General features: G+C 73.2%; 24 protein-coding genes. 13 read left to right on the top strand and 11 right to left on the bottom strand.

The features are described from left to right. The first annotated feature begins 25 nt into the window (after positions 1–25). Complete coding sequence (locus ACZ6S6_RS28855; protein ID WP_469707530.1) at positions 26–952, top strand: 3-oxoacyl-ACP reductase; 927 nt, start codon at positions 26–28, stop codon at positions 950–952. A gap of 42 nt (positions 953–994) precedes the next feature. On the opposite strand, the gene ACZ6S6_RS28850 is transcribed toward ACZ6S6_RS28855, so the two are convergent. Then, complete coding sequence (locus ACZ6S6_RS28850; RefSeq protein ID WP_362962322.1) at positions 995–1,606, bottom strand: TetR/AcrR family transcriptional regulator; 612 nt, start codon at positions 1,604–1,606, stop codon at positions 995–997. Between the two features lie 174 nt (positions 1,607–1,780). Here ACZ6S6_RS28850 and ACZ6S6_RS28845 point away from each other — a divergent pair, with 174 nt between their 5' ends. The 4 genes from ACZ6S6_RS28845 to hsaA all read left to right on the top strand — a co-directional run bounded on the left by ACZ6S6_RS28845 (position 1,781) and on the right by hsaA (position 7,117). Next, the gene (locus tag ACZ6S6_RS28845; protein ID WP_469707527.1) at positions 1,781–3,445 is read left to right on the top strand and encodes an FAD-dependent oxidoreductase; all 1,665 of its coding nucleotides are present in this window, start codon (positions 1,781–1,783) and stop codon (positions 3,443–3,445) included. Between the two features lie 8 nt (positions 3,446–3,453). Further along, complete coding sequence (locus ACZ6S6_RS28840) at positions 3,454–4,248, top strand: SDR family NAD(P)-dependent oxidoreductase (protein ID WP_469707525.1); 795 nt, start codon at positions 3,454–3,456, stop codon at positions 4,246–4,248. A 64-nt stretch (positions 4,249–4,312) separates the two neighbouring features. Continuing rightward, positions 4,313–5,908, top strand: a complete 1,596-nt coding sequence (locus tag ACZ6S6_RS28835; RefSeq protein WP_469707523.1) for a FadD3 family acyl-CoA ligase — start codon at positions 4,313–4,315, stop codon at positions 5,906–5,908. A gap of 42 nt (positions 5,909–5,950) precedes the next feature. After that, positions 5,951–7,117, top strand: a complete 1,167-nt coding sequence (gene hsaA / locus ACZ6S6_RS28830; RefSeq protein ID WP_362962330.1) for a 3-hydroxy-9,10-secoandrosta-1,3,5(10)-triene-9,17-dione monooxygenase oxygenase subunit — start codon at positions 5,951–5,953, stop codon at positions 7,115–7,117. A 52-nt stretch (positions 7,118–7,169) separates the two neighbouring features. Here hsaA and ACZ6S6_RS28825 read toward each other — a convergent pair whose 3' ends face one another. The 5 genes from ACZ6S6_RS28825 to ACZ6S6_RS28805 are packed head-to-tail and all read right to left on the bottom strand — an operon-like array spanning position 7,170 to position 12,094. Beyond that, complete coding sequence (locus ACZ6S6_RS28825) at positions 7,170–7,958, bottom strand: SDR family oxidoreductase (RefSeq protein WP_469707521.1); 789 nt, start codon at positions 7,956–7,958, stop codon at positions 7,170–7,172. Positions 7,959–7,986: 28 nt separating this feature from the next. Then, positions 7,987–9,060: an acyl-CoA dehydrogenase family protein gene (locus tag ACZ6S6_RS28820; RefSeq protein ID WP_362962334.1), complete on the bottom strand. Its 1,074-nt coding sequence runs from the start codon at positions 9,058–9,060 to the stop codon at positions 7,987–7,989. A gap of 24 nt (positions 9,061–9,084) precedes the next feature. Beyond that, a complete protein-coding gene (locus ACZ6S6_RS28815) occupies positions 9,085–10,071 on the bottom strand; it encodes an acyl-CoA dehydrogenase family protein (protein ID WP_469707518.1) in 987 nt (328 codons plus the stop codon). Beyond that, the gene (locus ACZ6S6_RS28810; protein ID WP_362962338.1) at positions 10,071–11,246 is read right to left on the bottom strand and encodes an acyl-CoA dehydrogenase family protein; all 1,176 of its coding nucleotides are present in this window, start codon (positions 11,244–11,246) and stop codon (positions 10,071–10,073) included. Before ACZ6S6_RS28810 ends, ACZ6S6_RS28815 begins: the two co-directional genes overlap by 1 nt. Next, positions 11,246–12,094: an enoyl-CoA hydratase gene (locus ACZ6S6_RS28805; protein WP_469707516.1), complete on the bottom strand. Its 849-nt coding sequence runs from the start codon at positions 12,092–12,094 to the stop codon at positions 11,246–11,248. Before ACZ6S6_RS28805 ends, ACZ6S6_RS28810 begins: the two co-directional genes overlap by 1 nt. 46 nt (positions 12,095–12,140) lie before the next feature. On the opposite strand from ACZ6S6_RS28805, the gene ACZ6S6_RS28800 reads away from it, so the two are divergent. The 6 genes from ACZ6S6_RS28800 (at position 12,141) to ACZ6S6_RS28775 (ending at position 17,865) form a co-directional block, all read left to right on the top strand. Beyond that, positions 12,141–13,307, top strand: coding sequence for an acyl-CoA dehydrogenase family protein (locus tag ACZ6S6_RS28800; RefSeq protein WP_362962342.1), 1,167 nt, complete (start codon positions 12,141–12,143; stop codon positions 13,305–13,307). Next, entirely contained in the window at positions 13,304–14,089 is a 786-nt protein-coding gene (locus tag ACZ6S6_RS28795; protein ID WP_362962344.1) for an SDR family oxidoreductase, read from the top strand. The genes ACZ6S6_RS28800 and ACZ6S6_RS28795 overlap by 4 nt, the downstream gene beginning before the upstream one ends. Then, on the top strand, positions 14,086–14,688 hold the full coding sequence (locus ACZ6S6_RS28790) for a TetR/AcrR family transcriptional regulator (protein ID WP_363023494.1): 603 nt from the start codon (positions 14,086–14,088) through the stop codon (positions 14,686–14,688). Before ACZ6S6_RS28795 ends, ACZ6S6_RS28790 begins: the two co-directional genes overlap by 4 nt. 32 nt (positions 14,689–14,720) lie before the next feature. After that, positions 14,721–15,878 carry an acetyl-CoA C-acetyltransferase gene (locus ACZ6S6_RS28785; RefSeq protein WP_469707513.1) on the top strand — a complete coding sequence of 386 codons (1,158 nt, stop codon included), beginning with the start codon at positions 14,721–14,723 and terminating at the stop codon, positions 15,876–15,878. Positions 15,879–16,043: 165 nt separating this feature from the next. Further along, positions 16,044–16,790, top strand: a complete 747-nt coding sequence (locus ACZ6S6_RS28780; protein WP_469707511.1) for a FadR/GntR family transcriptional regulator — start codon at positions 16,044–16,046, stop codon at positions 16,788–16,790. A 103-nt stretch (positions 16,791–16,893) separates the two neighbouring features. Next, positions 16,894–17,865 carry a DUF4862 family protein gene (locus tag ACZ6S6_RS28775; protein WP_469707509.1) on the top strand — a complete coding sequence of 324 codons (972 nt, stop codon included), beginning with the start codon at positions 16,894–16,896 and terminating at the stop codon, positions 17,863–17,865. Between the two features lie 36 nt (positions 17,866–17,901). Here the strand turns inward: ACZ6S6_RS28775 and ACZ6S6_RS28770 are convergent, their stop codons facing one another. Beyond that, positions 17,902–19,269 (bottom strand): M64 family metallopeptidase, encoded by a 1,368-nt coding sequence (locus ACZ6S6_RS28770; RefSeq protein ID WP_469707507.1) that lies wholly within the window; start codon positions 19,267–19,269, stop codon positions 17,902–17,904. A 217-nt stretch (positions 19,270–19,486) separates the two neighbouring features. Between ACZ6S6_RS28770 and ACZ6S6_RS28765 the strand changes: the two genes are divergently transcribed. Continuing rightward, positions 19,487–20,962, top strand: a complete 1,476-nt coding sequence (locus ACZ6S6_RS28765; RefSeq protein ID WP_469707505.1) for a helix-turn-helix domain-containing protein — start codon at positions 19,487–19,489, stop codon at positions 20,960–20,962. A 112-nt stretch (positions 20,963–21,074) separates the two neighbouring features. On the opposite strand, the gene ACZ6S6_RS28760 is transcribed toward ACZ6S6_RS28765, so the two are convergent. Genes ACZ6S6_RS28760 through ACZ6S6_RS28745 form a run of 4 tightly spaced genes read right to left on the bottom strand, consistent with a single transcriptional unit; the run spans position 21,075 to position 24,533 of the window. Continuing rightward, on the bottom strand, positions 21,075–22,124 hold the full coding sequence (locus ACZ6S6_RS28760) for an NAD(P)H-dependent flavin oxidoreductase (protein WP_469707580.1): 1,050 nt from the start codon (positions 22,122–22,124) through the stop codon (positions 21,075–21,077). 14 nt (positions 22,125–22,138) lie between these two features. After that, entirely contained in the window at positions 22,139–22,918 is a 780-nt protein-coding gene (locus ACZ6S6_RS28755) for a CoA-transferase subunit beta (RefSeq protein ID WP_362962357.1), read from the bottom strand. Then, positions 22,915–23,763, bottom strand: a complete 849-nt coding sequence (locus ACZ6S6_RS28750; RefSeq protein ID WP_362962417.1) for a CoA transferase subunit A — start codon at positions 23,761–23,763, stop codon at positions 22,915–22,917. The genes ACZ6S6_RS28755 and ACZ6S6_RS28750 overlap by 4 nt, the downstream gene beginning before the upstream one ends. Before the next feature lie 14 nt (positions 23,764–23,777). Next, positions 23,778–24,533 (bottom strand): enoyl-CoA hydratase family protein, encoded by a 756-nt coding sequence (locus ACZ6S6_RS28745; RefSeq protein WP_362962360.1) that lies wholly within the window; start codon positions 24,531–24,533, stop codon positions 23,778–23,780. 139 nt (positions 24,534–24,672) lie between these two features. On the opposite strand from ACZ6S6_RS28745, the gene ACZ6S6_RS28740 reads away from it, so the two are divergent. Beyond that, on the top strand, positions 24,673–25,593 hold the full coding sequence (locus ACZ6S6_RS28740; RefSeq protein WP_469707503.1) for an SDR family oxidoreductase: 921 nt from the start codon (positions 24,673–24,675) through the stop codon (positions 25,591–25,593). The last annotated feature ends 21 nt before the right edge of the window (positions 25,594–25,614 follow it).

The raw sequence follows: 25,614 nt of genomic DNA, 5'->3' as shown, positions 1-25,614 counted from the left end.
TCGACGGAACACGGAAAGAGGCAGCATGAGCGCGACGAACACCCTGGAGGGGCGCACCGCCGTCGTCACCGGTGCCGGAGCGGGGCTCGGCCGCGCCGAGGCCCTGGCACTCGCGGCGCTCGGCGCCCGGGTGGTGGTGAACGACATCGGTCCGTCGGCCGACGACGTGGTCGCCGAGATCAAGGCCCTGGGCTCCGAGGCGGTGGCGGTCAACGGTGACGTCGGGGACTGGTCCATGGGCGACCGCCTGGTGCAGGCCGCCGTCGGGAGCTTCGGCGGCCTGGACATCGTCGTGAACAACGCGGGCGTGCTCCGGGACAAGATGCTGTTCAACCTCACCGAGTCCGACTGGGACGACGTCATCCGGATCCACCTCAAGGGCCACGCCGGTGTCTCGCGCGCCGCTGCCGTGCACTGGCGCGCGGCGAGCAAGGCGACGGGCGCCCCGGTCTACGGCCGGGTGGTCAACACCTCGTCCGAGGCCTTCCTGTTCGGCGCCCCCGGCCAGCCGAACTACTCCGCCGCCAAGGCCGGCATCACCGCGCTGACCCTGGCGACCGCACAGGGGCTGGCCCGCTACGGTGTGCGCGCCAACGCGATCTGCCCGCGGGCCCGTACCGCCATGACCGCCGACGCCTTCGGCGAGGGCGTGCCGGCGCCGGGCGGCCTCGACATCATGGCCCCCGAGCGGGTCGCGACCCTCGTCGCGCATCTGGCCTCACCGGCCGCCGACAACATCAGCGGGCAGGTGTTCGTCGCCTACGGCGACATGGTCGCCCTGCTCGCCCCGCCCACCGTGGAGGAGAAGTTCACCGCCGCCGACGGCACCTTCACCCCGGAGGAGCTCGACGCCCGGCTGACGCCGTACTTCAGCGGCCGCGACCCGCACCGCACGTACGCCGCCCACAGCGTCGCCGGACTCGACACGACGGGTACCCAGCCGACCCCGTGAACCCGCGGGCGCACCCGGCCGGCGCGCCCGCCGCCGGCCGGGTCAGCCGGTGTCCGGACCGGGAGCGAGCAGCAGACGGCACGCCATCCGCAGATCGGCCTCGGCCTCCTGCGGAGTGAGCCGCTCGTTGAGCCGGGACTGCAGAACCCCGTACCAGAGCAGGATCAGCAGCCGCAGCCGGGCGATGTGGTGATCCGTGGGCTTCTCCACGCCCCACGCCCGCAGCAGCAGATCGAGGAAACCCGAGTCGATCCGCGCCAGGTCCGGGACGGTCGTGGCGCGGGCGGCGTTCGCCGACTGGATCATCGCGGTGGCGAGGGCCGGTCGGCGCAGCAGGTTGCGGGTGGCGCTGCCCAGCGTCTCGAAGACGGCGTCCTCGGGCGGGGTGTCCGGCGCACGGTCGGGAACCCGCGCCGCGAATCCCTCGATCTGGTCGGCCATCAGCGCGGTGAACAGATGGGTCTTCGACGGGAAGTACCGGTACAGGGTGGCGATCGCCACCCCCGCGGACTTGGCGACCTCGTGCATCTGCACCCGCTCGAGACCCGTCGAGGCGGCGATGTCCGCCGCCACCCTCAGGATGCTCTGACGGCGTGCGCGCTGCCGGGGCGAAGTGGGCTCGGCCCCCGCCCTGGCCTCGGCGATTCTGGGCACGCTCTCCCTCCCGGCGCTCGGTTGTCAACGGTTGCTCAGACAATACGCCGGGCCCGGTTCCGAGTCAGGTGCAGACCGCTCCGCCGTACCGGTCAGCGGGACCCGACCCGTCCGCGCCGCCCCGGAGACGGTCTGCTGAGCCCTCACACCACCGAGCGGCAGGAGGGCACCCCCATGCGGGACGGCCGGCAGGACTGGGACGCCACCCACGACGTGATCGTCGTCGGCTCGGGCGCGGGAGCGCTCACCGGGGCCCTGGTGGCCGCCGGCGACGGCCTCGACACCGTCGTACTGGAACGGACGGCGCTGCTCGGCGGCACCTCCGCCTACTCCGGGGCGGCCTGCTGGCTGCCCGGCACCCAGGTGCAGGAGCGGGCGGGACTCGACGACTCCACCGAGGCGGCCGGAGCGTATCTGCGGGCCCTGACCGGTGACGCCGGGACGGAGCGCCTGGAGGCGTTCCTGCGGCACGCGCCCGAACTGGTCGCCCGGCTGGAGGACGACCCGGCCATCGCGTTCGAGTGGCGCGCCTTCCCCGACTACGTCGCCGCCCCCGGCCGGATGGACGCCGGGCGCTCCTTCGTCCCGCTCGACCTGGCGCCGGAACTGCTCGGCGAGCTGCTGCCCCTGGTGCGCCCGGCGGTCGACCGGGACCGCGCGGGCCGGGAACACCCGGCCGGGCCGCTGAGCGCGGGCCGCGCCCTGATCGGCCGCCTCCTGCTGGCCGCCACCCGTACCGGGAACGCGCGGGTCCGCACCGGGCACCGGGTCACCGGGCTGGTCACCGAGGACGGACGCGTCACCGGCGTCGAGGCCCGGACGCCGCGGGGCACGGTCCGGGTGCGGGCCAGGCGCGGTGTACTGCTGGCCGCGGGCGGCTTCGAGGGCGATGCCGCCCTGCGCGCCGAGCACCGGGTGCCGGGCAGCGCCGACTGGAGCATGGCGCCGCGGGGGACCAACACCGGGGAGGTGCTGCGTGCCGCCGTCGCGGCCGGTGCCGCCACGGGCCTCATGGACGAGGCCTGGTGGTGCCCGGGGACCGAACTCCCCGACGGTTCGGCCGCGTTCACCCTCGGTCTGCGCGGCGGCCTGGTCGTGGACGGCACGGGGCGGCGGTTCGCCAACGAGTCGCTGCCGTACGACCGCATGGGCCGCGCCATCGCCGCCGCCGGGGGAGCGGCGGGCCCCGTCCACCTGGTCTTCGACTCGCGGGAGGGCGGCGCCCTGCCCGCCATCACCGTGCCGCCCGCCGACCCCGCGCGGCACCTGGCGGCCGGCACCTGGGTGCGGGCGGACTCGCTGCCGGAGCTCGCCGCGCTCATCGGCGTACCGGCCGCGGCCCTGACGGACACCGTCGGCCGCTTCAACGGCTTCGCCGCCACCGGGACCGACGAGGACCACCACCGCGGCGAGGACCCCTACGACCTGTTCTTCGCCGACCGGAACGCGCCGGGGCCCAACCCGTGCCTGGTCCCGCTCGACCGGCCGCCGTACTACGCGGCCCGGCTGGTCCTCGCCGACCTCGGCACCAAGGGCGGACTCCGCACGGACGCCCACGCCCGCGTCCTCGACGGTCAGGGCCGTCCGCTGCCCGGCCTGTACGCGGCCGGGAACACCAGCGCCTCCTTCACCGGCCGGGTCTATCCGGGCCCCGGCGTCCCGCTCGGCACCGCCATGGTCTTCGCCTCCCTGGCCGTCCGGCACATGGCGCGGCGGTCCGGCGGCCCGGCCTGGCCAGGGGCGGGCGGGCGGCGCCGTCCCGGCCAGTGGGATCCCCGGCGGCGCGTCCCCGAAGGCCGTTCTACGGTCACGGCACCGCCGGCCAGGACAGAAGGATGAGGTATCCGATGCCGAACAAGAGTGAGTACGGGCCGTGGGCGGTCGTCGCCGGAGGTTCCGAGGGAGTCGGCGCCTCGTTCGCCGACCGGCTCGCGGACGCCGGGATCAACCTGGTGCTGATCGCCCGCAGCTCCGGCCCCCTGAACGAGACCGCCGACCGGGTACGGGCCAAGGGCGTCGAGGTCCGCACCCTCGAACTCGACCTGCTCGACCCCGGCGCCCTGGCCTCCGTCCGCGCGGTCACCGACGGCCTGGAGGTCGGGCTGCTGATCTTCAACGCGGGAGCCAACAGCTACGGCCACGAGTTCGTGACCGGCGACCTGGTCCGGGTGCAGGGCGTCCTCGACCTGAACATCACCGCGCAACTGGCCCTCACCCACCACTTCGGCGCCCTGATGAAGGACCGGGGCCGGGGCGGCATCCTGCTCGTCGGCTCGCTGGCCGGCTACCTGGGCCAGGCGCAGATCAGCGTCTACTCGGCGGCCAAGGCCTTCAGCCGCGTCTTCGCCGAGGGGCTGTGGATGGAACTGCGGCCGTACGGCGTACACGTCCTGGAACTCGTCCTCGGCGTCACCCGCACCCCCGCCATGGAGCGCGCGGGGCTGCGCATGGACCTGCCCGGACTGAATGTCGCCGAGCCGGACGACATCGCCCGGGAGGGCCTGGAACACCTCGCCGACGGACCCGTACGGGTCGCGGGCGGCAACGCCGGGGCGGCGGAGAAGCGCAGCGGATTCCCCCGCGCTGACCTGGTCATCGGAGCCCATGAGGCATCCAAGCGGTTGCTGCCTGAGTCCTCCTGACGGAAGGTCAGCGCCCGTCCCCTCCCGCGCTCACCGCGCAGGCCCGTCCCCTCCCGGAGAGCAGATGAGCGAGACCGAGCACCCCCTCACGATCCCCGGCGCCCTCGACCTCGCCGCCAGCCGGCACCCCGGCCGGGACGCGGTCGTGGACGGTGACGTACGGCTGACCTGGGCACAGTTGCGCGACCGGGTGCGGGCGGCCGTGAAGTCGCTCATCGCCCTCGGTACGCGACCCGGCGACCGGATCGCCGTCTGGGCGCCCAACAGCCACCGCTGGGTGGTGGCCGCGCTGGCCGCCGCGTCGGCCGGGGCGGTGCTGGTGCCCGTCAACACCCGCTACAAGGGCGCCGAGGCGAGCTGGCTCCTGGAACGCGGCGGCGTGCGGCTGCTGTTCGTCGAGAACGGCTTCCTGGGCAAGGACTACCTCGCCATGCTGGGTACCGGCCGGGGGCCCGGCGGCGACGGACGGCCGGTGCCGGAACTGCCCCGCCTGGAACGGGTGGTGACCTTCGACGGCACCGAGCGCCCCGGCACCCTGCCGTGGGACGGCTTCCTCCGGTGCGGCGAGCCGCTGCCGGACACCGAGGCCACCGACCGTACCGCGGCCGTGCACCCCGACGACCCGTCCGACCTCCTGTTCACCTCGGGCACGACCGGCCGCCCCAAGGGCGCCCTGACCACGCACCGGCAGAACCTCACCACGTACCGGGCCTGGAGCAGCCGCACCGGAGTCACCGGGGACGACCGCTGTCTGGTCGTCAACCCGATGTTCCACTGCTTCGGTTACAAGGCCGGCGTGCTGGCCTGCCTGCTGCGGGGCGCCACCATGGTGATTCAGCCGGTGTTCGACGTGGACCGGGTCCTGCGCGCCGTCGAGGCCGAACGGATCACCGTGCTGCCCGGCCCGCCCACGATCTACACCGAACTGCTGGACGCGCCCGGCCGGCACCGGTTCGACCTGTCGTCGCTGCGGCTGGCGGTGACCGGCGCCGCCGTCGTGCCGGTGGCGCTCGTGCGGCGGATGCGGGCCGAACTCTTCCCCGAGGTGCTCACCGCGTACGGGCTGACCGAGACCTGCGGCACGGTCACCGTGTGCTCGGCGGACGACGACGCCGAGACCGTGGCCCGGACCGCGGGCCGCCCCATCGACGGCACCGAGGTGCTCGTGGCCGACGGTTCCCGGCGCCCGCTGCCGGCCGGGCAGGACGGCCGGATCCTGGTCCGCGGCTACCACGTGATGCTCGGCTACCTGGACGATCCGGTGGCGAGCGCGGCGGCCGTCGACGCCGACGGCTGGCTGGACACCGGCGACGTCGGCCACCTCGACGCACGCGGCAACCTGGTGATCACCGGACGGTCGAAGGACATGTTCGTGGTCGGCGGGTTCAACGTCTACCCGGCGGAGGTCGAGCAGGTGCTCGCCGGGCACGACGCCGTCGCCGAGGCCGCCGTGGTCGGAGTCCCCGACGCACGGCTCGGGGAGGTCGGACGCGCGTACGTGACGGTCCGGCCGGGCACCGGGACCGGACCCGGCGAACTCGTCGGCCACTGCCGCGAGCGGCTCGCCAACTTCAAGGTGCCCCGCGAGGTCGTCGTCCTCGGGGCCCTCCCGCGCAACGCCACCGGCAAGGTGGACAAGGCCGCCCTGCGGACGATCTGACGGACACACCGCACAGTGCGACAAGGGCATGGAGGACGGACTATGGGCAACGAGGTTCTGGAGTCGGTGCGCGCCCTGCTGCCGGCCATCGAGAAGCGGGCCGTGGCCACGGACGAGGAGCGGCGCATCCCGGACGCCACGGTCCGTGAGCTGACCGGGGCAGGTGTGTTCCGGATGCTCCAGCCGGCCCGGTACGGCGGCCTGGAGGCCGACCCGGTCGACTTCTACCAGGTGGTGCGGGCGATCTCCGCGGTGTGCTGCTCCACGGGCTGGGTGGCGTCCGTCCTGGGCGTCCACCCCTGGCAGCTCGGCCTGTTCCCCAAGCGGGCGCAGGACGACGTGTGGGGCGAGGACCGGGACACCCGGATCTCCTCGTCGTACGCCCCGGTGGGCCGGCTGACACCGGTCGACGGCGGCTACCGGCTGACCGGCCGGTGGAGCTTCTCCTCGGGCTGCGAACACGCCTCGTGGGCGCTGCTCGGCGCCCTCGTCGTCGGGGCGCAGGGACGGCCGGTGGACTTCCTCACCGTCCTGGTGCCGCGGTCCGACTACCGGATCGAGGACATGTGGGACGTGGTCGGGCTCCGTGGCACCGCGAGCAACGACATCCTCGTCGAGTCGGCGTTCGTGCCGGCCCACCGGGTGCTCCGCAACTACGAGCAGGCCCGGCTGAAGGTACCGGGGCAGCAGGTCAACCCGGGGCCGCTGTACCGGCTGCCGTTCGGCGCGATCTTCACGAGCGCCGTCACCGCACCGGTGATCGGGGCGGTGTCGGGCGGCTACGCGTCGTACGTGTCGCGGATGAAGGAGCGGGTGCGGCTCAGCCTGGGCGGCGGCAGGTTCACCGAGGACCCGTTCGCCCAGGTCGCCATCGCGCGCGCCGCCTCCGACATCGACGCGACGGTGCTGCAGATGGACCGCAACCTGCGCGAGCTGTCCGAACTCGCGGCGGCCGGGCGGGAGATACCCATGGAGCTGCGGCTGCGCACCCGGCGCGACCAGGTCCGGGGCACCGAACGGGCCGTCGCCGCGATCGACCTGCTCTTCAAGACCGCGGGCGGCAACGCGCTGCGGCGCGGCAACCCCGTCGAACGCGCCTGGCGCGACGCCCACGCGGGCAGCGTCCATGTCGCCAACGACGTGGAACGCGCCCTCGCCATGTACGGCCGGGGGGCCTTCGGGCTGACGGTCGAGGACAACCTGGTCTGAGCACGGGCCGAGGTTCCGGACCCCGCGCGGGGTCCGGGACCTCTCCGCGTCCTCACCCCGGTTCGCCGGCCGCCCTCGCGGCGAGGTAGCGGGCCGGGAACTCCCCGCCGCCGTGCACCGCCAGGTCCGCCCCGTTGACGTACCCGGACAGGTCGCCCGCGAGGAACAGGCAGGCACGGGCGACGTCCTCGGGCACCGCCATCCGGCCCATCGGGATGACGCCCGCCACCGCGGCCCCGCCGTCCGCGCCGTAGACCGACGCCGCGCCCGGTGTGCGGATCAGCCCGGTGGTGATGTGGTTGACCCGGACCGCGGGCGCCCACTCCAGGGCCAGCGCCCTGGTGAGCGCCAGGAGCCCGGCCTTGGCGGCGGTGTACGCGGCGGTGCCGGGCTGCGGGTCATGGGCGGAGACACTGCCGATGTTGATGACCGAACCACCGCCCCCGCGGGCGCACATGGCGCGGTGGGCCGCCTGCGCCACATAGAACGGCGCGAGCAGGTTGAGCGCGACGATCCGCTCCACGAACCGAGGCGAGACGGTGGCCGCGTCGGCGTCCGGGGAACCGCCCGCGTTGTTGACGAGTACGTCGAGCCGGCCGAAGCGCTCCACGGCGGTGTCCACCAACGAGGCCGCCGCCGCCGGATCACGCACATCGGCCGCCACGAAGACGGCCTCCCGGCCCCCGCCCGAGGGCAGGGTGTCCGGGGTGGTGCGGCCGCAGACCACCACGTCCGCCCCGGCGCCGAGGAACGCCCCGGCGATGGCGGCCCCGATGCCCTTGGTGCCGCCGGTGACCAGCACCACGCGCCCCGTGAAGTCCAACGGGCTTTCGGTGTCCATGATGTGAGGCCTCTCTTGTCCGACGGTTTCAGTGCGCGGTCAGTCCGAGTCCGGCGGCGAGCCGGGCCCGGTGGCGCGCGGGCGGGCCGAACAGCTCGCCGGCCCCGTGCGCCCGCTTGAAGTAGCGGTGCGCGTCGTGTTCCCAGGTGATCCCGATCCCGCCGTGCAGCTGGATCATCTCGCCGGCCACCGCCGAGAACGCCTCGGAGCAGACGGACTTGGCGACGGCGGCGGCCCGCGGCAGCGCGCCCGCGTCCTCGTCCGCCGCGAACGCGGCCCCGAGCGCCGCCGAACGCGCCGACTCCACCAGCACGTAGGCGTCCGCCAGCCGGTGCTTGACGGCCTGGAAGGAGCCGATGGGCCGTCCGAACTGCACCCGGTCCCGCGCGTATGCGACGGTGAGCTCCAGCGCGCGTCCGGCCGCGCCCACCTGCTCCGCGGCGAGGGCCGTGCACGCGAGGTCCCGTACGTGCTCCAGGCTCCGCCCGCCGTCGCCGTCCGCACCCAGCAGGCGCCCCTCGGCGGCCTCCAGCACCCAGCGGGCCTGGCCACGGGTGCCGTCCATGGTCACGACGGGTTCCCGGCGCACCCCGGCGGCGTCGGCCGGCACCTCGAACAGCGACACCCCACAAGCCGTACGGGCGGCGACGAGCAGCACATCGACGACGGGCCAGTCCAGTACGTGCTCCTTGGCCCCGGTGATCAGCCAGCTTCCGCCGGGGCCCGGCACGGCCCCGGCGCGGATCGCGTCCGGCTCCCAGGAGCCCCGCTCGGCCCAGGCCAGTGTGCCCACCGAGGTGCCCTCGGCGAGCCCCGGCAGCAGCCGCCCGCACGCCTCCTTGTCACCGGAGGCCAGCAACGCCCCCACCGTGAGCACCGCCGAGCCCAGACACGGCAGCGGACTCAGGCTCCGGCCCAGCTCCTCCATCAGCACATGGACGTCCCGGGCGCCGCCGCCCACTCCGCCGTACGCCTCGGGCACGGCGAGACCGGCGGCGCCGATCTGCTCGATCAACGGGCCCCAGGCGGCCGCACCCTGATGTCTTGTCAGCAGCGACCGTACGGCCGACCGCAGCTCTTCCTGCTCCTCAGTCAGCCTCATCCGGCTGCTCCCCTCGGTGTGCGGTCAGCCGGCCAGTACGCGGGCCCGGCACGCGGCCGGGGTGCCCCACGCGTCGCGCAGCGGCCGGGCCTTGCGGATCCACAGCGACAGGTCGAGCTCGTCGGTGTAGCCCACGGCCCCGTGCAGCTGGAGGGCCGTGCGCGCCGTCCCGTACGCGGCCTCGCCCGCCGTGACCTTGGCCGCGGCGATCTCGCGCCCCGCCCCGTCGTCGCCGGCGGCGAGGGCGAGCGCGGCGCCGTGCACCAGCGGCTCGGCGAACTCCAGGGCCAGCAGGGTGTCCGCCAGCCGGTGCTTGACCGCCTGGAAGGAGCCGATCGCCACGCCGAATTGGGTGCGCTGCGTGACGTAGGCGACGGTACGGGCGAGCAGGGTCCGGCCGACCCCGAGCGCCTGGGCGGCCGTGGCGAGCGCGGCGACATCGGCCGCGTACCCGGCGGCGGCGCTCACCGCCGGGCCCCGCGCGAGGACCGTCCCGCCCGACGGCCTCGACAGCCGCCGCCCCGGATCGGCCGAGGGCTGCACGGGACCGGGCCCGGCGGCGACGCGCAGAGTGTCGCCGTCCACCACGAACACCGGGTCGGCCATGTCGGCGTCCAGGGCGTAGGGGCCGAGCGAGGTCAGACAGAGGGAGACGACGGACTTCCCGGAGGCGATACCGGGCAGCCGCTCGGCGGCGACCCGCTCGTCGCCGAGCCGGTCCAGAAGGGCCGCCGCGGCAACCGTCTCGACCAGCGGTCCGGGAACGGCGTGACGCCCCAGCACCTCGAAGGCGACGGCCAGTTCGAGGGGCAGCGGGCCGAAGCCGTCGTGCTCCTGGGGGACCGCGAGCGCGAACACCCCGGCCTCGGCGAGCCGGGCCCAGACGGCCCGCCCCGGACCGTGGTCGCCGTCGGCCCAGGACCGTACGGCGGCCGGGGTGTCGCCGGAGGTGAGCAGAGCGTCGAGGGAGCGGGCGAACTCCCGCTGCTCGGCGTCGGGGAAGAAGCGCATCACCGGCGTCCCTTCGGCAGGCCGAGCAGCCGCTCGGCGATGATGTCGCGCTGGATCTCGTTGGTTCCCGCGTAGATCGGGCCGGCCAGGGAGAAGGTGTAGCCCTCCGCCCAGCCGCCGCCGGCGGGGGATTCGCCCGCGTGGTCGGCGAGTTCGCCGTACGGGCCGAGCAGGTCGAGCGCCGTCTCGTGCAGGGCGATGTCCAGTTCGGACCAGTAGATCTTGTTGAGGCTGGAGGCGGCCCCGGCGGGCCCGCCCTCGTCGTGCAGTACGTGGGAGGCGCCCCGGTAGGAGAACAGCCGGTAGGCGCGGGCCCCGATCACCGCGTCGGCCACCCGGTCGCGCAGCGCCGTGTCCGCCGGGTCGCCGTGTTCGCGCCACAGGGCGGTCAGCCGGTCCGCGGCGGCCGTGAACCGGCCCGGACTGCGCAGGGTGAGTCCGCGTTCGTTCCCGGTGGTGCTCATCGCGACCCGCCAGCCCTGTCCGGGCTCACCGATGACGTCCTCGTCCGGGACGAACACCTCGTCCAGGAAGAGTTCGGCGAAGGCGGGTTTCCCGTCGAGCCGCCCGATGGGCCGGACCGTGACGCCCTCGGCGTCCAGCGGGAACATCAGATACGTCAGTCCACGGTGCGGCCGGTCCGCGTCCGGGTCGCTGCGGAACAGGCCGAAGGCCCGGTCGGCGAAGGCGGCCCGCGAGGACCAGGTCTTCTGGCCGCTGAGCAGCCAGCCGCCCTCGGTCCGTACGGCCGTCGACCTCAGCGAGGCCAGGTCGGAGCCGGACTCCGGCTCCGACCAGGCCTGCGCCCAGATGACCTCACCGCGCGCCATCGCGGGCAGGACGCGGGCGCGCTGCTCGGCGGTGCCGTGCTCGAAGAGGGTGGGGGCCAGCAGGCTGATGCCGTTCTGGCTGACCCGGCCGGGCGCCCCGGCGGCGTAGTACTCCTCCTCGAAGACCAGCCAGCGCAGCAGGGAGCCGCCGCGCCCGCCGAACTCCTCGGGCCAGGACACCACCGACCAGCGGTCCGCGGCCAGTGCCGCCTCCCACTCCCGGTGGGCGGCGAACCCCCCGGCGGTCTCCAGGGACGGCAGGGGAGCGGCCGGGACGTGGGCGGCCAGCCAGTCGCGCACCTCGGTACGGAACGCCTCGTCGGCCGCGTCGAAGTCGAGGTCCATCAGGCGCCCGCCTCCTTCATCGCCCGGATGTCCATGCCGCCGAGCGCGTCGGGTGCGGTCTCGGCGTTGTGGGCGTGTGCCAGGTGGTGCAGTCCGAACACGGAGTCCATGCCGGTGTGCATGCCCTGGAGGTCCTCGGCCTGGTTGACGGCGCGCTTGGTCAGGGCGAGGCCAAGGCGCGGCATCTCGGAGATCCGCAGGGCCAGCTCCCGGGTGCGCTCGGCGAGTTCCTCCCCGGGTACGACCCGGTTGACCATGCCGACCTCGTACGCGCGCCGCGCGCTCATCCGGTCGCCGGTGTAGAGGAACTCCTTGGCGATCCGCGGCGGCATCACCCAGGGGTGCGCGAAGTACTCGACACCGGGGATGCCCATGCGGACCACCGGATCGGCGAAGAACGCGTCGTCCGACGCCACGATCAGGTCGCACACCCAGGCCAGCATCAGGCCGCCCGCCACGCACGCGCCCTGCACGGACGCGATGACCGGTTTGGGCAGCTCCCGCCACCGGCGGCACATCCCGAGATACACCTCGGACTCGCGGGCGAAGCGGCTCTCCGCGCCCTCCTTGTCCGAGTGGTCCCACCAGAGTCCCGCCCGGCGTTCGAACGGCAGATGGGCGTCCCGCTCGGGGGTGCCGATGTCATGGCCGGCGGAGAAGTGCTTGCCCGCTCCGGCCAGTACGACGGTCTTCACCTCGCTGTCGTCGGCCGCGCGGTAGAACGCCCGGTCCAGGGCGTAGGTCATCGCGGAGTTCTGCGCGTTGCGGTAGTCGGGCCGGTTCATGGTCACCGTCGCGACGGGACCCCGCTTCTCGTAGCGCACCGGTTCGTCGTGGGCAGCGGACATCGGCCCCTCCTTCCCTAACAAGTGTTTGGTAGATTAACGTACCCCCATGAGCAGCGTCGAGGAGTTCCGCACCGAGATCCGCGGCTGGCTGGCCGCCAACCTCACCGGTTCCTTCGCGGGCCTCCGGGGCCGCGGCGGACCCGGCCGCGAGCACGAGGCCTTCGCCGAACGGCTCGGCTGGGAACGGCACATGGCCGCCGAGGGCTGGACCTGCGTGGGCTGGCCCGAGGAGTACGGCGGCCGGGGGGCGACCATCGAGCAGCAGGTCGCCTTCCACGAGGAGTACGCCCTGGCCGACGCCCCCGCGCGGGTCAACCACATCGGGGAGCAGCTGCTCGGCCCGACGCTGGTGGCCTTCGGCACCCCCGGGCAGCGGGCCCGGTTCCTGCCGCCGATCGTCGCCGTCGAGGAGCTGTGGTGCCAGGGCTACAGCGAGCCCGACGCCGGGTCCGACCTGGCGAACGTACGGACCAGGGCCGTCCGGGACGGCGGGGACTGGGTCGTCACGGGGCAGAAGATCTGGACGTCACTCGCCCACGAGGCGCAGTGGTGCTTCGTGGTCGCCCGCACCGAACCCGGCTCGTCCCGCCACCGGGGGCTGTCCTATCTCCTGGTCCCACTGGACGGGACCGGCGTGGAGATCCGGCCGATCGCCCAGCTGACCGGCACCTCCGAGTTCAACGAGGTCTTCTTCGACGGCGCCCGCACCCGCGCCGGGCACATCGTCGGGGCGCCGGGCGACGGCTGGCGCGTGGCCATGGCCACCCTCGGCTTCGAGCGCGGTGTCTCCACCCTCGGCCAGCAGGTCGGCTTCCGGCGCGAACTGGAGACCCTCATCGCCCTGGCCCGCCGCAACGGCGCCGCCGAGGACCCGCTGATCCGCGACCGGCTCGCCCGCGCCTGGACGGGCCTGGAGACCATCCGCTGCAACGCCCTGCGCATGCTCGACGGCGTGACGGCCGGCGCACCGGGCCCCGAGGCGTCCATCGGCAAGATCTTCTGGGCCACCTGGCACCGCGAACTCGGCGAACTCGCCATGAGCGTGCTGGGCGCCGGCGGCATGACCGCCGCCGGGGAGCCGTACGAACTCGACGACTGGCAGCGGCTGTTCCTCTTCTCCCGCTCCGACACCATCTACGCCGGATCCAACGAGATCCAGCGCAACATCATCGCCGAGCGCGTCCTCGGCCTGCCCAAGGAGATCCGCCCGTGACCACCCAGCCGCCCTATGTAGCAGGGCACTCCCTCCTGGCCGGACGCACCGCCGTGATCACCGCCGCCGCGGGCGCCGGGATCGGCGGAGCGACGGCCCGCAAGTTCCTGGAGGAGGGCGCCCGGATCGTCATCGGCGACGCCCACGAACGCCGGCTGGGGGAGAGCGCCACCGCCCTCGCCGAGGAGTTCGGCGCGGACAGCGTCGCCGCCCTGCCCTGCGACGTCACCGACCAGGAGCAGGTCGACGCCCTGTTCGCGTTCGCCGCGGAGCGCCACGGCGGCCTCGACATCGTCGTCAACAACGCGGGCCTCGGCGGCACCGCCGACCTCGTCGACATGACCGACGAGCAGTGGTCGAAGGTCCTCGACGTCACCCTGAACGGCACCTTCCGCTGCACCCGCGCCGCCCTGCGCCACTTCAAGGACCGCGACAGCGGCGGCATCGTCGTCAACAACGCCTCCGTCGTCGGCTGGCGCGCCCAGCGCGGCCAGGCCCACTACGCCGCCGCGAAGGCCGGCGTGATGGCCCTGACCCGGTGCGCGGCCCTGGAGGCCGCCGACTTCGGCGTACGCGTCAACGCCGTCGCCCCGAGCCTGGCCATGCACCCGCACCTGGTGAAGGTCACCACCCCCGAGCTCCTCGCCGAACTCACCGAACGCGAGGCCTTCGGCCGCTACGCCGAGCCCTGGGAGATCGCCAACGTCATCGTCTTCCTGGCCAGCGGCTACTCCTCCTACATGACCGGGGAGACCGTCTCCGTCAGCAGCCAGAGGGCGTGACCCCCATCGCCGCGAACGCCAACGCCGAACGACGCGCCGAACTCCTGGCGACCGCCGCCGAGGTGTTCGCCGCCCTGGGCTACAACGCCACCACCGTCCGCCGCATCGCGGACGAGGCGGGGCTGCTCGCGGGCAGCCTCTACTACCACTTCGACTCCAAGGAGTCGATGCTGGACGAGATCCTCTCGGCCTTCCTCGATGAGCTGTGGGCGGGCTACGGCACGGTCCTCGCCGCCGGACTCGGACCCGGAGCGACCATCGAGGCGCTCGTCACCCAGTCGTTCCGGCAGATCGACCGGCACGGCCCCGCGGTCGCCATCTACCAGAAGGAGTCCAGGCACCTCTCCGCCCAGCCGCGCTTCGCCTACCTCACCGGCTCCCGGGCGAAGTTCGAGGACGCCTGGCTGCGCACCCTGGAACGCGGCGTCGCCGAGCGGGCCTTCCGGGCCGATCTGGACGTCCGGCTCGTCTACCGCTTCGTCCGCGACACCGTCTGGGTGGCCGCCTCCTGGTACCGCCCCGGCGGTACCCACAGCCCGGAGGAGATCGCCCGCCAGTACCTGTCCATGGTCCTGGAAGGCATCACCCCCCGTACCTGACATCCCATCATGTCCCTCACGAAGGAGCAGTCATGGCCGAGGCCTACATCGTCGACGCGGTACGCACCCCGGTCGGCCGGCGCAAGGGCGGGCTGTCCGCCGTCCACCCCGCCGACCTCGGCGCCCACGTCATCAAGGCGCTCATGGAGCGCAGCGGGGCCGACCCGGCCGCCGTGGAGGACGTCGTCTTCGGCTGCCTGGACACCGTCGGCCCGCAGGCCGGCGACATCGCCCGCACCGCGTGGCTCGCCGCCGGCCTTCCCGAGGAGGTGCCCGGCACCACCGTCGACCGGCAGTGCGGCTCCTCCCAGCAGGCCGTCCACTTCGCCGCCCAGGGCGTCCTGTCCGGCACCCAGGACCTGGTCGTCGCGGGCGGCACCCAGAACATGTCGATGATCCCCATCGCCTTCGCCAGCCGCCAGGCCGCCGAACCGCTGGGGCTGACCGACGGCCCGTACGCGGGCTCCGAGGGCTGGCGCGCCCGCTACGGCGACGCGCCCGTCAACCAGTTCCACGGCGCCGAACTCATCGCCGAGAAGTGGGGGATCAGCCGCCGGGACATGGAGGAGTTCGCGCTGCGCTCGCACCACCGGGCCCTGCACGCCATCGACGAGGGCCGCTTCGACCGCGAGACCGTCGCCTATGGAGAGGTCCGGGTCGACGAGGGGCCGCGCCGCGACACCTCGCTGGAGAAGATGGCCGGCCTCAAGCCGGTCGTCGACGGCGGCCGGCTGACCGCCGGCGTCTCCTCGCAGGTCTCCGACGGCGCCTCGGCGCTGCTCATCGCCTCCGAGCGGGCCGTCGCCGAGCACGGCCTCACACCCCGCGCCCGCATCCACCACCTCTCGGTGCGCGGCGAGGACCCGATCCGGATGCTCTCGGCGCCGATCCCGGCGACGGCGTACGCCCTGAAGAAGGCCGGGATGTCCATCGACGACATCGACCTGGTCGAGATCAACGAGGCGTTCGCCCCGGTCGTGCTGGCCTGGCTGAAGGAGACCGGCGCCGACCCGGACAAGGTCAACGTCAACGGCGGCGCCATCGCGCTCGGCCACCCGCTCGGCGCCACCGGCACCAAGCTGATGACGACCCTGCTGCACGAACTGGAGCGCACCGGCGGCCGCTACGGTCTGCAGACCATGTGCGAGGGCGGCGGCCAGGCCAACGTCACCATCATCGAACGCCTCTGAACGCCGGGCCCGCAGACCGCCACCCGGTGGCCCCGTGACCGGGCGGGCCACCGGGTGGCGGTGCGGCCCGTCCGGTACGTCTTTCGACGCCGAGCGCCGATGTAGAACATCTGACGTCTTATCTTAGGTAGCATCACCCTGGGAACGTGAACCGAAGGGGGCGAAATGGCCGCAGCGCGGCGGGGCTTCAGGACGCTCGCGCCCGGGGCGCCGCGGGCGGCGGACACTTCGCGGCGGGCAGCCACCACCGGCCGGATCAAGGACTTCATCCTGGTGGAGGGCCTGCGTCCCGGTGACCTGCTGCCCACCGAGGTCGAGCTCTGTGAGCGTCTCGGTGTGTCCCGCTCCAGCGTGCGGGAGGCGATTCGCACCCTCTCGACGCTCGGCATCGTCGATGTCCGCCACGGCCACGGTACGTACGTGGGCGCCATGTCGCTCGACGCTCTCGTCGAGATGCTCGTCTTCCGCGGGGTGCTGAGTCCTGGCGACGACCTGCGCGCACTGCGTGACGTGGTCGAGATCCGCCAGGTACTCGACCACGGCATGGCCGAGCGCATCGTGGCGAGTCTGGCGGGCACCTCAAACCCTGATCTGCACACGCTGGTGGACGAGATGGTCGCCGTGGCCGCGGAGGGGCGCACCTTCCCCGAGCAGGACCGCGCGTTCCATACCGGACTGTTGGCACGGTTGGACAACGCGCTGGTCGGACAGCTGGTCAGCGCGTTCTGGGAAGTGCACACCGTGGTGGTGCCCACCCTCGGGCTCTCCGTCGCGGCCGACATGGACCAGACGGCGCGCGCGCACGGGCTCATGCTCGACGCCGCCGAGGCGGGCGACGCCCGCGCCTTTCACGCGGCGGTCACGGCTCACTACGACCCCATCGGCAGGGCGCTCGGCGCGACGCCCCCATGACCGGCGCGCATCACCGCGGGCGAAGGACGGACCGTTCTCCCGCCCCGCCGGGCGGAACGGCACGACATCGCCCGAGACCCATCAGCACTGGAGACCCCACACCATGAACACGGAACAGCCCGCCGCACTGGTGGGCGCGTACGCGGCGCTGCCCTCCTTGCGCGCCGACCAGGAACACTTCTACGAAGGGCTCGCGGGCCGGGGGATCGCTGACGGGCTGGAGATCCCGTTCCGCGACGGCCTCGGTGAGGACCCGCGTTGGCTGGCCGCACAGATGCGCGGCCGTTTCACCCGTTCGGTGATCACCCTGATTCCCGGCACGATGATGCGCCTGGGGGCCTCGGGCGTCTTCGGGCTCGCCTCCGGTGACCACGACGGCCGACGGGCGGCACTCGAATTCCTCCGCGAGGCCCGCATCGCCGCCGAGGAGGTGAACCAGCTCACCGGCGAGCAGTCGGTCTCCGCCATCCATGTCCACACCGCGCCCTCGACGACCGCGGTGGGCGAGATGTTCGCTCGTTCCCTCGACGAGATCGCGGCGGGCGTTCCCGCCACGGGCGGCTGGTCCACCCGGCTCGTCCTGGAGCACTGCGACGCGTACGCGCCGACCGTCCCGGGGGAGAAGCGGTTCCTGGCGCTGGAGGACGAGATCCCCCTCGCCCGCGAAGGGGGGATCGGCATCACCATCAACTGGGGCCGTTCGGCGATCGAGGCGCGGGACCCGGGCCGGCCGCTCGCCCAGATCGGCCGGCTCGTCTCCGAGGGCCTGTTGGAGGGCGTCGTCTTCTCCGGCGCCGGCCCGGCCGCGAACGAGTTCGGGGGACCGTGGGCGGACGCGCACCTGCCCCTCACCGAGGACGAGCCCACATCCCTCATGGACGCCGACGAGGTACGCCGTTGTCTCCGCGCTGCCGAGGGCGCGTACTCCTACGCGGGGGCGAAGATCCAGGTTCCCGGCGATGCCACGGTCGACGAGAGGCTCGCCAGGGTGGGCCACGTCATGCGGCTCCTGTCCGGGCACGGGGCCGCCCCGGCGCCCGCACCCGCCGGGGCCCCGGTCTCGCACAAGGGGTGACCGGAGACCGGGGTGCCGCGTGCTGCCGTACTGCCGTCAGTGTCGCCTGTGGGACGTGTGCCCGGATGCCTTGACCGTCCAGGACATGCTCTCGGTGGCCTCGGCACGGACCTGGGGGTCGCGGATCGACTTGGTCCCGTCAGTGGACTCGACCGTGACGGTGTGCGTCCTGCCGTCCGCCCTGACGCCCAGCGCGGCGGGGACGACGGCGGTGAGACCCTGCGCCCGCTTGACCCGTACGCCGTCGACGTACCAGCGCAGCTCGGGCGAGGCCAGACCGGTGAGCTCGGCCCGGGACACCTTGATGCGGCTGGTCCTGAGGACCGCGCTGCTCGTGCTGACCTTGCTGCTCAGCGCGTTGGCCTCGCGGTAGAAGCCGGCGATCATGGCCTCACGGCCGGGCAGGTTGAAGTCACGGACGTCCAGGGCCCGCATGAGGGAGTTGGCGGTCGGGCGGTAGATCCCGAACGGGTAGTAGCTGCTTCCCTCGTACGTGCCGACGGGGCCGCCGGTCGGATCGGTCTCGCCGAGCCAGCGGTACCACTTCGCCTGGTTGGCGGCCATCTTCTGGGCGGTGAAGGTGCTGGAGTTGATGTCGGCGGGCTCGACGCCCGGCCAGGTGCCGTAGCCGTCGTAGGCGTACTCGTCCGCCAGCAGACCCACCGAGTGAGCGATCTCGTGGGCGGCGATCATGCTCGACTGCGCGTTGTCCGACGAGAGGGTCGAGACGCCGTCGAACGGGTATCCCTCCGCCTCAAGTCCCGAGTAGCCGGCGCCGCCGTACTTGGTGGAGTTCGAGACGACGATGACCAGGTCGGCTTCGGGGGCCTTGGCGGCGTAGGAGGCGACCTTGTCGATGTCGGCACAGACCAGGCGTTCGGTGTCCTCGCACCAGAAGTAGCTGCCGAGCGCGGTGTTCTTGACGACGTCGGTGCCGGGGTCGCCGGTGATTCCGGATTCGGCGGACACCGCGTCGACGGTCCACACGTTCATGAGGCCCTGATAGCTCGCGTAGGGCTCGATGCCGGTGATGTCCGCCCACTTGGCGGCGGCCGCGGTGTGGAAGGCGCCCTGCTGGCCGGCGGTGTAGCCGTCGCCGATGATCACCACGTCGAGCCGGTCGGCCGAAGGGCCGGTCACGGACAGCTTTCCGACCTCCCCGTCCGTCGTTTCCGCGGCGGGTGCCACGCTGCGGGCGGCGGCGCGGCCGGTCACCGCCTCCGTGGTGGCCGGGACCTCGGTCCGCCGGCCCTCGCCGCCGGGCTCGGGGAAGTACTCGACGGTGACGCGCCGCTCCTGGTGGGGCTCCGGGTCCGCGGCGGCCGCGGGAGTGGCGAGGAGCGCCCCCACTATCGCCGTGAGCGCGACGCTCACGGATATGACGGCAGTTCTGCTCGTGCGCATGTCAATCCTCACTCTGGTGTCCAGCTCGGAAGTGAAGTAAAGCGGTAATGTAAGTGCCCTTAAGGTGACGCTCAACCTAGGGTGGATGGTGCATCGTTGGCAACAGACGGGCAGGTCCCGACTGCGTGGGGGAGCCCGGCGGGGGTCGCTCCGTTCAGCAGGCGCAGATGAGTGAAGCCGCCGGTGACCACCGGCGGATACAGGGCGAGAGGCTGCCATGACGGGCACCAGCACGACGACGAGCGGCGAACGGGAGCGGGCGGCCGGGAACGAGGCCGCTGACCGGCCGGGTGGGGAACACCCGGAGCACCCGGAGCACCAGAAGCACCCGGAGCACCGGGAGGAGCAGGACGCACCGGCCGCGATCGGCCGCCGGGTGAAGCGGCTGCGCAAGGAACGCGAACTGACCCAGCGACAGCTCGCCGAGCCCGCGTACACCGCCGCCTATGTCTCCACCCTCGAAGCGGGCCGGGTGCGGCCCTCCGAAGCCGCCCTCCGGCACATCGCGGAACGGCTCGGTGTCGATCACGAGGAACTCGCCACCGGCAAGCCCACCCACATCGCCACGGCCCTGCGGATGCAACTGGCCGACGCCCAGCGGGTACTGGCCGTCGAGGACGCCACCGACGCGCGGGCGGCCTACGAGCAGATCCGCGGCCGGGCCGAGGAGTACGGGCTCACGCAGGAACACGCGGCCGCGCTCGTGGGCCTCGGGGAGTGCGCGCTGGAGACGGGGGAACTGCCCGAGGCCCTGATCCGGTTCGAGGCGGCCGACCGCATGCTGGCCGACGAACCGCTCCCCGCCCGTGCGCGGGCGGTCCGGGGCAGGTCGGTCGCCCACTACCTCGCCGGTGAACTGCGCTACTCGTGCTACCTGCTGGAGAGCGCGATCGACGAGCTGAACACGTCCGGGCTGCACGATCCGGGCGCCCTGCTCCAGCTCTACACGGCGTCGATCGCCCCGTACATGGACATGGGCGCCCACGCCCGCGCCGCGCAGGCCGCCGAACTCGCACTCGCCCTGGTGCCACAGGTGTCCGACCCGGCCCTGGTCGCCGCCATGCACCGAACGGTGGCCCGTACGCTGATCGCCGAGGGCCGGGCCGAGGCCGCCCAGGCGTCGCTGGCGCGGGCCACCGAGCTCTACCAGCAGCTGCAGATCCGTACCGAACTCGCCCACTGTCACTGGATGCGGGGCTATGTCTGTGCCCAGCACGACGACCTCGTGCGGGCGGAGGCGGAATTGCGTACCGCGCACTCGATGCTGGTTTCCAAGCGGGCGGCCCTCTACGTCTCACAGGTGGAGGTCGAGCTCGCCGACGTCCTGCGCAGGAGAGGGAAGCCGGCCGAGGCCGCGGAGCTTCTGGAAAGCCTGCTGGTCGGGCTCCAGGCCGGCCGCGGTGCGCTGCACGCCGGCGGCGCCCACCGGCTTCTCGGGCTGATCGCCCAGGAGGCCGGAGACACCGAGAGCGCCGAGCGGCACTACGCCACCGCGCTCTCCGTGCTCGAACAGACGGGAGCCGCCGGAGACCTCGCCGACATCTGCCGGCTGCTGGGAGACCTGATGCGCGGCGAGGGCCGGACGGAAGCGGCACTGAACGCCTACCGGACCGGCCTCGGGCACCGTGCCGAACCGGGCACCACCACGCTCGGCCCCGCTCCCGCCCGGCCGCCGTTCGCCCCTTGGGCCTGACGGAGCGGACCCCCGCGAGGGGTCCGCTCCGCCGCCGGCCCCCGGTCGCCGCCGGTCCCGCTCCGCCGCCGGTCCCGCTCCGCCGCCGGTCCCGTGCGCGGGCGCCGCGACGTCAGTCCGCCCCCGGCAGCGCCTTCAGCGTCGCCCGCGCCTCCTCCATGATCCGCTCGACCAGCTCCGCACAGGACGGCAGATCCTCGATCAGCCCCGCCACCTGGCCCGACGCCATCACCCCGATGTCCGTACGCCCCTCGACCAGTGAGGCCTTGAGCAGCATCGGTGTGTTGGCGGCCAGCAGCACCTGACTCCAGGTCAGCTCCTTGCCGTGTTTCATCGACAGCCCGTCACGGATCAGCTGGGGCCAGCTCGCCCCGGACTCCTTCCGGAAGGCCGAGGCGTGCCGCACCGCCCTCAGCAGGGAGGCCGCCCGGCCGGAACGCTCCAGGGCGTCGACCATCTCGGTGCGCAGCATGCGGTGCGGCAGGCCGTCGACCCGGTCGGTGACCGTGACGTCCTTGACGGTGGCGGCCAGGTACCTCGCCTTCACCGCCGCCGGGACGGTGCTGTCGGAGGTGAGCAGGAAGCGCGTCCCCATCCCGATTCCGGCAGCTCCGTAGGCGAGCGCGGCGACCAGGCCGCGGCCGTCGTGGAAGCCGCCCGCCGCGATGACCGGAATGCCGACGGCGTCCACGACCTGGGGGAGCAGCACGGTGGTGGCCACGTTGCCCGTGTGGCCGCCGCCCTCGCCGCCCTGCACCATCACCGCGTCGGCGCCCCACGCGGCGACCTTCTCCGCGTGCCGCCGGGCACCCACGGACGGGATGACGACGACGCCGGCGTCCTTGAGCCGCGCGATCAGCTCCTTCGACGGGGCGAGCGCGAACGACGCCACCCGCACGCCCTCGTCGATCATGATCCGCACCCGCTCGGCCGCGTCACCGGCGTCCGCCCGCAGGTTGACGCCGAACGGCGCGTCCGTACGGGACTTGACCTCGCGGACCGCCGCGCGCAACTGCTCGACGGTCATCGTCGCGGAGGCCAGGATGCCGAGCGCCCCCGCGTTCGCGGAGGCGGACACCAGCCGGGGACCGGCGACCCACCCCATCCCGGTCTGCACGAGGGGGTAGCGCACCCCGGTCAGCTCGGTGAGCGCGGTCGGCACCGGCACGGGCCCCGTCACGCCGGGACCTCGCGCTCGCGCAGCCCCTTCGGGTCGATGACCTCGCGGATCAGCCGGAGTTCGGCGTCCGTGGGATCCCGGGTGAACGGGACATCGGCGGGGACCGTGAGGCCGAACCCGGTCGCCTCGGTGACCTGTTCGACGCTCACCCCGGGGTGGAGGGAGCGCAGCCGCATGGTGCGGTCCGGGGTCTCGAAGTCGAAGACGCCCAGATTGCTGACGACTTCGGGGATGCGGTGGTAGCGGGTCGCGGAGGGGCCGGCGGCGGCCGCCCGGTCGTACCCGACCCCGCTGACCATGTCGACGTGCTCCACGAACACCCGCGCCGAGTGCTTGGGCACCCAGTAACTCGTCGGATTATTCAGGGTGTTGACCGGGGCCCCGCGCACCCCGAGCAGCTGCCGGGCGGGCCTGGCCCATGGGCCGATGCAGGAGATGTTCTGGTTGCCGTGCCGGTCGATCTGACTGGCGCCCATCATCACGTGCCGGCGGCCGGTGGCGGTCAGCGTCAGGTGCTGACGGAACGGCAGCCAGCCCTCGACGCTCCCCGGCCTCGTCCCCAGCGCGGGGGTGTCGCCCATCAGCAGCGCCTCCCCGTCGGTCAGCAGCAGATCGGGTGAGAAGGTGAGCCTCGCCAGCCGCGCCCCGATGGCCGGGACGGTGCCCATCGGGCTGGCGAGGATCTCGCCCGCGTCCCGCCACGCCTCGGCGCAGGCCACCACGCAGTACTCCGCGCGGCTCACCGTCGCGCTGCCGGTGGTCTCGGTGCCGCTCATGCTTCCTCCTGGTGGAACGCGGTGACGGCGGCCTGGTAGGCGGCCTCGTCGCCGGACAGGAACCGTTCGACGAAGGCGGGCCATGCCTCGGGGTCGCGGGCGGCCCGGACGTAGGCGCGCTGGAAGCTCTCGTCCCGGTCGTGGTCGGGCACGCAGGACGTGAAGTGCGCGCCGTTCGGCGTCTCCACGACCCCGTCCACGAACAGCCGCTTGACCAGCAGCGTCTGCGGCCCGTGCTCCTTGAGCAGGTCCGCCGTCTCCACGATCCGTTCGCAGGAGACGTAACTGTGGTCGGCCGCCTCGCAGAACAGGTCGTCGAAGTACGGGTCGGGGCCCAGGTACTGGCCGTTGCCCTGGACGTCCGCCCGGTTGAGGTGGACCAGGGCGGCGTCCAGGCGCAGGGCCGGCGCCGCGACCAGCTTCTCCCCGTCCTCGTACGGCGAAGTGACCGTGCGCAGCGCCGGGTTGACCTCCATCAGGTCCGAGCCGAGACCGGCCCGCACCGGCATGAACGGCAGCCGTTGCGCGCCCGCCGTCAGCCCCCACATCATCATCGCCTCGTCGAGCTCGACCATCTCGAACGCACCGCGCTGCCGGGCGGCGGTGAAGTGCGGCTCCAGCGGTATCGAGTCGAGGGTCCCGAACGCCGCGACCAGTTTGCGGATCCGGCCCGCGGCGGCGAGCAGACCGACATCCGGGCCGCCGTACGACACCACGGTCAGATCGGTGACGTCCGAGCGCAGCAGCGCCCGGACCAGGGCCATCGGCTTGCGGCGCGAACCCCAGCCGCCGATGCCGAGTGTCATTCCGCTCTCCAGCCGGCCGACGACGTCGTCGGCCGTCATCGTCTTGTCGTGTGTCACGCCTGCTGCTCCTTGTCCGTGCCGAAGGTGTCGCGCACGCGGTCCGCGACGCCGCTGAGATTGGCCTCGAAGGTGAAGCCCTGCTCGAAGCGGTAGCTGCGGCGTACGTCGACCGGGTCGATGCCGTTGATGGCGGCCTTGGCCAGCCGGATCAGATATCCGTCCTTGGCGGCGATCTCCCGGGCCAGTTCCAGGGCGGCACCCGGCAGTTCGCCGCGTGGGACGACGCTCCACACCGAGCCGTGCCGGTGCAGTTCACGGGCCGTCACGGTGCGCGAGGTGTAGTACAGGGTCCGCATCAGATGCTGCGGAACCAGCCGGGCCAGATGCGTGGCCGCGCCGAGCGCGCCCCGGTCCAGCTCCGGCAGTCCGAAGGTCGCGTCGTCACTGGCCACGATCGCGTCCGCGTTGCCCACCAGGCCGATGCCGCCGCCCAGGCAGAAGCCGTGTACGGCGGCGACCACGGGGACCTCGCACTCGTAGACCGCCGCGAACGCCTCGAAGCAGCCCCGGTTGGCGCCGATCAGCGCCTCCGGCCCGTCCGTGCGCTGCATTTCCTTGATGTCCACGCCCGCGTTGAACCCGCGGCCCTCGGCGGTGAGTACCACGCAGCGGACGTCCGGGTCGGCCCCGGCGGCGCGCACCGCGGCGGCGAGGTCGTACCAGCCCTGTACGGGCAGGGCGTTGACCGGCGGGAAGTCCACGGTGACGACGGCGACGCCCTCTTCCGGGGCGGAGGTGGAGACACCCATGAGCAGATCAGCTACCTTTCCACCAAACGTTTGTTAGATTCAACGTAGCAGTGATATGGACGCCGCGGGAGAGCGTCATGCCACTCAGTGGTCCAGGCGCCCCGTTCTCCGCTCGTCGCCCCTCGAAAGGACACTCGTCATGACCTCATCGACAGCCCTGTGCGCCGGACGCGTCGCCGTCGTCACCGGCGCGGGCCGCGGACTCGGCCGCGCCCACGCCCTGGCCTTCGCCGCCGAGGGCGGACAAGTCGTCGTCAACGACCTCGGCGTGGGCCTCGACGGCTCCGGGACGGCCACCGGCCCCGCCCAGCGGGTCGTCGAGGAGATCCGCGCGGCCGGCGGGCAGGCCGTCGCGCACAACGCGGACATAGCCACCGCCGACGGTGCGGCCTCCCTCGTCGCGACCGCGCTCGACTCCTTCGGCCGCCTCGACACCCTGGTCAACAACGCCGGATTCCTCCGCGACCGGATGCTGGTGAACCTGGACGAGGACGACTGGGACGCGGTGACCCGCGTCCACCTCAGGGGCCACTTCCTGCCGCTCAAGCACGCGGCGGCGCACTGGCGCGCCGAGGCGAAGGCCGGCCGGGTGCCCGAGGCGAGGGTCGTCAACACCGGTTCCGGGGCCGGGCTGCTGGGCAGCGTGGGCCAGGGCAGCTACTCCGCCGCCAAGGCCGGGATCATCGCCCTGACCCTGGTGGCCGCCGCCGAGATGGGCCGCTACGGGGTCCAGGTCAACGCGATCGCCCCGGCCGCCCGTACCCGGATGACCGAGGACACCTTCGCCGGGACCATGGCGGCGCCCACCGGGGGAGGGTTCGACGCGATGGCTCCCGAGAACGTCTCGCCGCTCGTCGTATGGCTGGGTTCCGCCGCGTGCGCCGGGGTCAGCGGCCGGGTCTTCGAGGCCGAGGCCGGACGGATCACGGTGATGGAGGGCTGGCGGCCCGGCCCCACCGCCGACAAGGGCGCCCGCTGGAGCCCGGCGGAGGCCGGGGCCGCCGCCTCCCGACTGCTCGCGGCGGCCGAGACGCCGCAGCCGGTGTACGGGGCGCGCTGAAGTCACCTTGTGGCGGGGGTG

The organism is Streptomyces sp. NPDC048671, assembly GCF_055587045.1.
Note: the sequence above shows the minus strand (reverse complement) of the source record. Positions and strands in the feature narration are given on the sequence as shown.